Source organism: Bacillus cereus, from assembly GCF_002577405.1.
Lineage (GTDB): Bacteria > Bacillota > Bacilli > Bacillales > Bacillaceae_G > Bacillus_A > Bacillus_A cereus_AU.
Genome location: NZ_NULR01000036.1, coordinates 1 through 5,532, shown reverse-complemented (window position 1 = coordinate 5,532; position 5,532 = coordinate 1). Strand labels below are relative to the sequence as shown.

Here is a 5,532-nt window from a genome sequence, read left to right as displayed (position 1 = left end):
TAAATAAATCGTAACAGTTAATTACCCTTTATTATCAATAAATAACATCATATCACCTCATGAGTTCCATACGTAGCCACTATGTGCTAGCGTAATATGGCCACTGAAAATTTGTTTTGTTTCTGTTACTAAATCAGATGGGTTGCCTGTATGCGGTAAGTGCGTTAATAACAGTTCTTTTACATTCGCAGTTTTCGCAATACTTGCTACTTCTGTACTATTCATATGCCCTGCTTTTGCAGCCTCTTGATGTGCATACATATTACACTCACAAATGAAAAGATCAGCATCTTTCGTGAATGGAATAAATTCAGGAATATAGCTTGAATCAGCGCTGTATACTATGGCATCATCGCCAGCTGTAATACGCATCGCAAAGCATGTAACAGGATGAACAGTTTTTAAAAATGAAATGGAAAACGGTCCAACTTGAAGTGTTTCTTCTGGATTGTACGCGATTCCTTTCGTGTGTGGTTCATGCGTTAAAGAATGGAATCCATTCTCATCAAACGTATGACCGTATATCGGTAACTCCGGTAGTTGTCCTTTTGTTACACTTGTAATTAATCTCGCATATTGCAATACCCCAATGTCTGCAACATGATCGTGATGATAGTGCGACAATACAACTGCATCTATATCAGATGGTGTTATATATTTTTGAAGCTGTGCTAGTACACCACTACCACAGTCTACAAGTAAACGAAAACCATCGTGTTCAAACAAATACCCCGACGTTGCTTCTCCCGCTTCTGGAAAGCCGCCCCAAAAGCCGACAACAGTCATTTTCATATGTATCCTTCCTTTCTAAAACCGAGTAGCCATGCAGTTTTTACTTACATCCTACATTGTTAACTATAATCCATTTCCTAAACTTTTTCATTAATTTTCAATTTTGTTATAAAACAGTTGTTGACTTTTATTTTTTGTACTAATACAATGATAGTAAGAAATGGAAATGGAGGGATTGACATGGTCGATCAACCAATGGAGTTTTTCAGAAATTTACCGACGAAAACTTGTGCGAATTGCGGGAAAGAAATTGATGAGCAGCACGAAGCATACCATAACAAATGTGATGATTGCGTTCATGAAGAATAGTAGCTTGTGAACATAAAAAAACCTAGCAGACATAGTCTACTAGGCTAATAACATCGTATCCTTCATCGTTGAACCTTTCACCAAGAGCTCCAGTTCAAACTCATACAATTCTTTTTTTCGATAATTTTTCGTATGGATTTTATCCATCATTAAGTCAACAACTTTTCGAGCCATCTCATCGATTGGCTGTTCAATTGTCGTAATACCTGGTTCTGTAATTTGTGATAAAATTTGATTATCAAAACCAATAACAGCAAGATCATCTGGGATACTCCAGTCATGGCGTTTCGCCTCTGAAATAATTCCAGCTGCTACCTCATCGCCTCCTGCCAAAATCGCGGTAGGATTTTTTTTGTCCTTTAATACTTCATGGAATATTCTCTTGCCATCATCCCAAGAGAAAGCGTTTTCAAGAAAATCGATCGCTTCCACTTCTCTGCTCTTTTCAGTAATAGCACGCAGAAAGCCCATTTTTCGCTGTTGGCTAACAACTTTGGTTTCGTTACCACGACAAAAAATAAGATTACGGTATCCTTGTTCTAACACATGCTTGGCAGCTATGTATGCCCCTTGCGCATGATCAAACTTCACTGTTGGAACATTTGCTTCCTCAATATATTCATTACATAACACGATTGGACCGTGTTGTAAGTATGGCTCTACATCTTCCCACGGATTTTCTAGTGAACATAGAATAATCCCATCTACTTGTTTCGTAGATAATAGTTGTAAATACTCCATCTCTTTTTCCGGTAAATATCTTGTTTGACAAATAATCAGTTTATATTTATGTTCAGAAGCAGCAATCTCAATTGCTTCAATAAATCGACTGAAGAAAGGATTTGTAATCCTTGGAACTAGCACCGCAATTGTTTCCGTTTTTTGTTTACGAAGCCTTCTCGCCGCAGAATTAGGAACAAATCCTAAATGCTTCATTGCTAATTGAACCCTTTTTTTCTTCTCATCTGAAACATATGGATGATTATTAATCACCCTAGAAACCGTTGTCCTTGATAACCCCGCTAATTTCGCCACGTCCTCGATAGTCGACACGAAATTCTCCCCCTTTGCATGAAAACGTTTTCTTATCCTGATTATATAGTATATTATTGGAAACTGCAATATAGGTTGTTATGATTTTACTATATTAATATTATACATAGGGGAAAGTCTGTTAATGGGAAGGGAATTTATATTGCTTTTAGAAGTTTACAGTAGGCATATTTATAAAAATAGAGGGTGATATTTCATGAATCGGACAGATCGTTTATTAGCTATATTAATTGAATTACAACGACAACAAACTGTTACAGCACAAAGCTTAGCTGAAAAATTTGAGACAAGTATAAGAACTATTTATCGAGACATGGATGCACTTAGTGAATCTGGCGTCCCACTTTTCGCAATGCCTGGTCACGGTTATTCATTAATGGATGGTTATTTCTTACCCCCCATTCAACTTACGCCTGAAGAGGCTGTTACTCTTTTACTAGGCGGTGATTATATCGAGAAAACTTTCACTTCTTCTTTTTCTGTACATGCGCAATCGGCAAAAGAAAAACTGGAGGTTGTCCTTCCTACTGATCAGCAAAAAAAAGTTGAGGATTTACGAGGAACTTTCCGTTTCCTTTCTCCCATATTTTCACACAACCAATCTGAACAAGAAAAACTTGAAAACCAACTTATCCTGTTGCAAGAATCTATTCAAAAAGAACAAGCTATCTCTTTTTCTTATCGTAAACCAAGAGAAACTACAAAAATAAAGCGGACCGTTCAGCCTTACGGTTTAGTCAATATTTCAGGAATTTGGTACATCGTTGCCCATTGTTTACTTCGAAAACAAATACGTAATTTCCGTTTAGATCGTATGGATACATTGCAGCAAGAGCAAGAATTCTTTACAAAACCGAAAAACTTTTCTTTGCAAAAATATCAACCTGAAAGCAATCGTACTGTTACAATTCATTTATTGTTTCCATCTCATATTGCACATAAAATTATTGAATCACGATACTTTTTTATAGATTCATACGAACAAAAAGATAATGGTTTTCATGTCTTTTTGAAATCAAGAAACATAGATGAAGTATTTCAATGGGTATTGAGCTGGGGGAGCCAAGTGCAAGTACTTGAGCCAAACGTTCTTTCTGAGAAAATTCGTGATGAAGCAAAAAAAATGTTAAAACTTTAAATTTTTATTTTACTACTGACATAGTGTTGTCAGTATCCCTCCTTTATTGTAGGTATTAACAAATACATTTTCATGAAAAGGAGTTAACAATATGAAGAAATTCGAGGAGTTAGCAACGTATTACATAGAGGAATTAGAAAAATACTCTATAGAACAGTTTAGAATAAAGCCTTCCAGTGAAGAATGGTCTCTCGGTCAAATGTATAATCATTTAATTGCCTCTACATATATGCAGTTAGATGCAATCGCGAAATGTAGAACTGAAGTGCCCTCTGTAACTAACAAAAAAACGGATATGGGTGAAAAAGTATATAAACTTGGTGCTTTCCCAGATATACAAATAAAAGTACCAAATCATCCTGGATATACACCCGAAAACCCAGCTAACAAAGAAGACGTGCAGAAGCAGTTTCTAGAATTAATTACAATTGTAAAAAATACAGAACCAACACTCCCTTCTATTGTAAGTGACTGTAAGGTCGAGCATCCTGGGCTTGGTTACTTAAATGCGGCAGAATGGTTCCAGCTTATTTCTATGCATTTTGCACATCATCTTCGTCAGAAAAATCGACTGGAACTGAAGGTTTGCTAAGAGTTAACATTTCCACTAAAAAGAAACTGCCACTATTGGCAGTTTCTTCACTAAAATATTCACTTACTATATGACTACTCATAAAATCCCGTATCCAAGCAGGTTACCTTGCTACTAACCGAAGACCTCTCTTTTTTATTCAATATAAAACCCCATCAATACGTCATCTCCATACGATCCATCTTCATATTTAATTTGCTTTCTTTGTCTTCCTTCTTCTACAAATCCCATACGTTTATACACCTTAATCGCGCGGTCATTAATAGAAACTACACCTAAGCAAATTTTCTCTAAACCTTTCTGCCCTTTAGCCCAACTAATAAGAAATTCAATTAGCTTCGTACCAATACCTTGATTACAGTACGCCTCTCTAATCCCCATTCCCATTGTGCCTGCATGTCGTAAACGTTCTAGCTCATATCGATTGAAAAGTAAAAAGCCAACCACCTTACTTTCTACTTCATAAACTATGTAAAGATTACCTTTTTCATTGCTTTTCCGTATCTTTTCTCTTTCTGCATCAATATCATTTGGTAATTGATTTGGAGACACTATGAAAAACTTTGTAGTAGTCTCCGATAATATAATTTCTTTTCTAATATCCATAATGGATTCCGCATCAACCTCTTTTGCTAATCGTATCACTGAATCACCTCGTACCTTTTCTTAAAAAATAATACTGGAGCCATTAAACCCAAACTCTCAATATGCAACATTACATATTGAGAATCTTTTCACTTTTGATACAATATTCATACATCTAAATAAAAGGAATGTATACAATGAATCCAATTTTAACAGCTGCAAAACAACTATTACATAATGAAGAAAAAATAGTAAGTAAGATTTTCTTTCATCATATAAACTCCTCTATTTCATGTTTCTCTGTAAATTGTTGTAATTCCTTTTCTTTCATTTAGACTGCACATGCGATATGGTGAAATTAAGGGGAAGAGTACCTGAAGATAACATTCCACCCTAAAATTGATAATTTTTTCTTATCTATTTTAATCTACTTTCGAATTTCTTTTTCTGTTCCTATCCCCTGTTTAACTATGAAAATCCTTAGTTTCATTATCAGCTCTATACATTCTGAATATTTAGTTAAATAATATTACACTAAAACATAAATATTTTGATAGATACTTTTCACACATATCTCAGCTGTATCCAAAAAAACTTTTCTTACATCAGGAGCTACTACCAAACAAAAAAACAGACTGTTATGTTCCTATAACAGTCTGTTTTAATAATCACTTTGTTTTAATTATATCTTCTTTTGTTCATCACTAACATCAGTAATCCAAATACAATCAAAGCTCCACCTAAAAATGGTTCATATGTTTTATGACCACCAGTCTGTGGTAACTGTTTTCCAGCACCTTCTGATTTTTCCGGTGTTGGTCTTTCCTCTTTTGCGTTCTCTGAAGGTTTTACTTCTTCTTTCACCTCAGGTTTTTCTTCTTTTGCGTTCTCTGAAGGTTTTACTTCTTCTTTTACCTCAGGGTTTTCTTCTTTCGGGTTCTCTGAAGGTTTTATCTCTTCTTTCACCTCAGGGTTTTCTTCTTTCGGAGTCTCTAAATGATTTTCTTCTTCTGTTATCTCTGGTTTTTCTTCTTTCGGAGTCCCTAAATGATTTTCCTCTTCT

At 35.2% G+C, this 5,532-nt stretch carries 7 protein-coding genes and 1 pseudogene; 4 read left to right on the top strand and 4 right to left on the bottom strand.

Translation table 11 applies throughout. From position 1 onward, the window contains the following. Positions 1-57: 57 nt before the first annotated feature. On the bottom strand, positions 58-792 hold the full coding sequence (locus COC96_RS26560; RefSeq protein WP_098269825.1) for an MBL fold metallo-hydrolase: 735 nt from the start codon (positions 790-792) through the stop codon (positions 58-60). A 180-nt stretch (positions 793-972) separates the two neighbouring features. On the opposite strand from COC96_RS26560, the gene yhfH reads away from it, so the two are divergent. After that, positions 973-1,101 carry a protein YhfH gene (gene yhfH, locus COC96_RS26555; RefSeq protein WP_097903906.1) on the top strand — a complete coding sequence of 43 codons (129 nt, stop codon included), beginning with the start codon at positions 973-975 and terminating at the stop codon, positions 1,099-1,101. A gap of 39 nt (positions 1,102-1,140) precedes the next feature. Here the strand turns inward: yhfH and COC96_RS26550 are convergent, their stop codons facing one another. Further along, positions 1,141-2,154, bottom strand: coding sequence for a LacI family DNA-binding transcriptional regulator (locus COC96_RS26550; protein ID WP_097903905.1), 1,014 nt, complete (start codon positions 2,152-2,154; stop codon positions 1,141-1,143). Positions 2,155-2,350: 196 nt separating this feature from the next. Between COC96_RS26550 and COC96_RS26545 the strand changes: the two genes are divergently transcribed. Further along, entirely contained in the window at positions 2,351-3,292 is a 942-nt protein-coding gene (locus COC96_RS26545; protein WP_098269826.1) for a helix-turn-helix transcriptional regulator, read from the top strand. A gap of 91 nt (positions 3,293-3,383) precedes the next feature. Continuing rightward, positions 3,384-3,884, top strand: coding sequence for a DinB family protein (locus COC96_RS26540; RefSeq protein WP_098269827.1), 501 nt, complete (start codon positions 3,384-3,386; stop codon positions 3,882-3,884). A gap of 135 nt (positions 3,885-4,019) precedes the next feature. On the opposite strand, the gene COC96_RS26535 is transcribed toward COC96_RS26540, so the two are convergent. After that, positions 4,020-4,529: a GNAT family N-acetyltransferase gene (locus COC96_RS26535; RefSeq protein ID WP_098269828.1), complete on the bottom strand. Its 510-nt coding sequence runs from the start codon at positions 4,527-4,529 to the stop codon at positions 4,020-4,022. A 128-nt stretch (positions 4,530-4,657) separates the two neighbouring features. Here COC96_RS26535 and COC96_RS28415 point away from each other — a divergent pair. Next, positions 4,658-4,732 (top strand): annotated as a pseudogene (locus tag COC96_RS28415) (PH domain-containing protein); the annotation flags it as partial. Positions 4,733-5,147: 415 nt separating this feature from the next. Here COC96_RS28415 and COC96_RS26525 read toward each other — a convergent pair. Continuing rightward, positions 5,148-5,532, bottom strand: a 385-nt coding sequence (locus COC96_RS26525) for an LPXTG cell wall anchor domain-containing protein (RefSeq protein ID WP_142319466.1), incomplete at its 5' end; no start/stop codon positions are given.

What these genes read in the sequence shown, in the direction of transcription:
- yhfH (WP_097903906.1), top strand. Translation starts at nt 973, where the DNA reads ATGGTCGATCAACCAATGGAGTTTTTCAGAAATTTACCGACGAAAACT.
- COC96_RS26560 (WP_098269825.1), bottom strand. Translation starts at nt 792, where the DNA reads ATGAAAATGACTGTTGTCGGCTTTTGGGGCGGCTTTCCAGAAGCGGGA.
- COC96_RS26540 (WP_098269827.1), top strand. Translation starts at nt 3,384, where the DNA reads ATGAAGAAATTCGAGGAGTTAGCAACGTATTACATAGAGGAATTAGAA.
- COC96_RS26545 (WP_098269826.1), top strand. Translation starts at nt 2,351, where the DNA reads ATGAATCGGACAGATCGTTTATTAGCTATATTAATTGAATTACAACGA.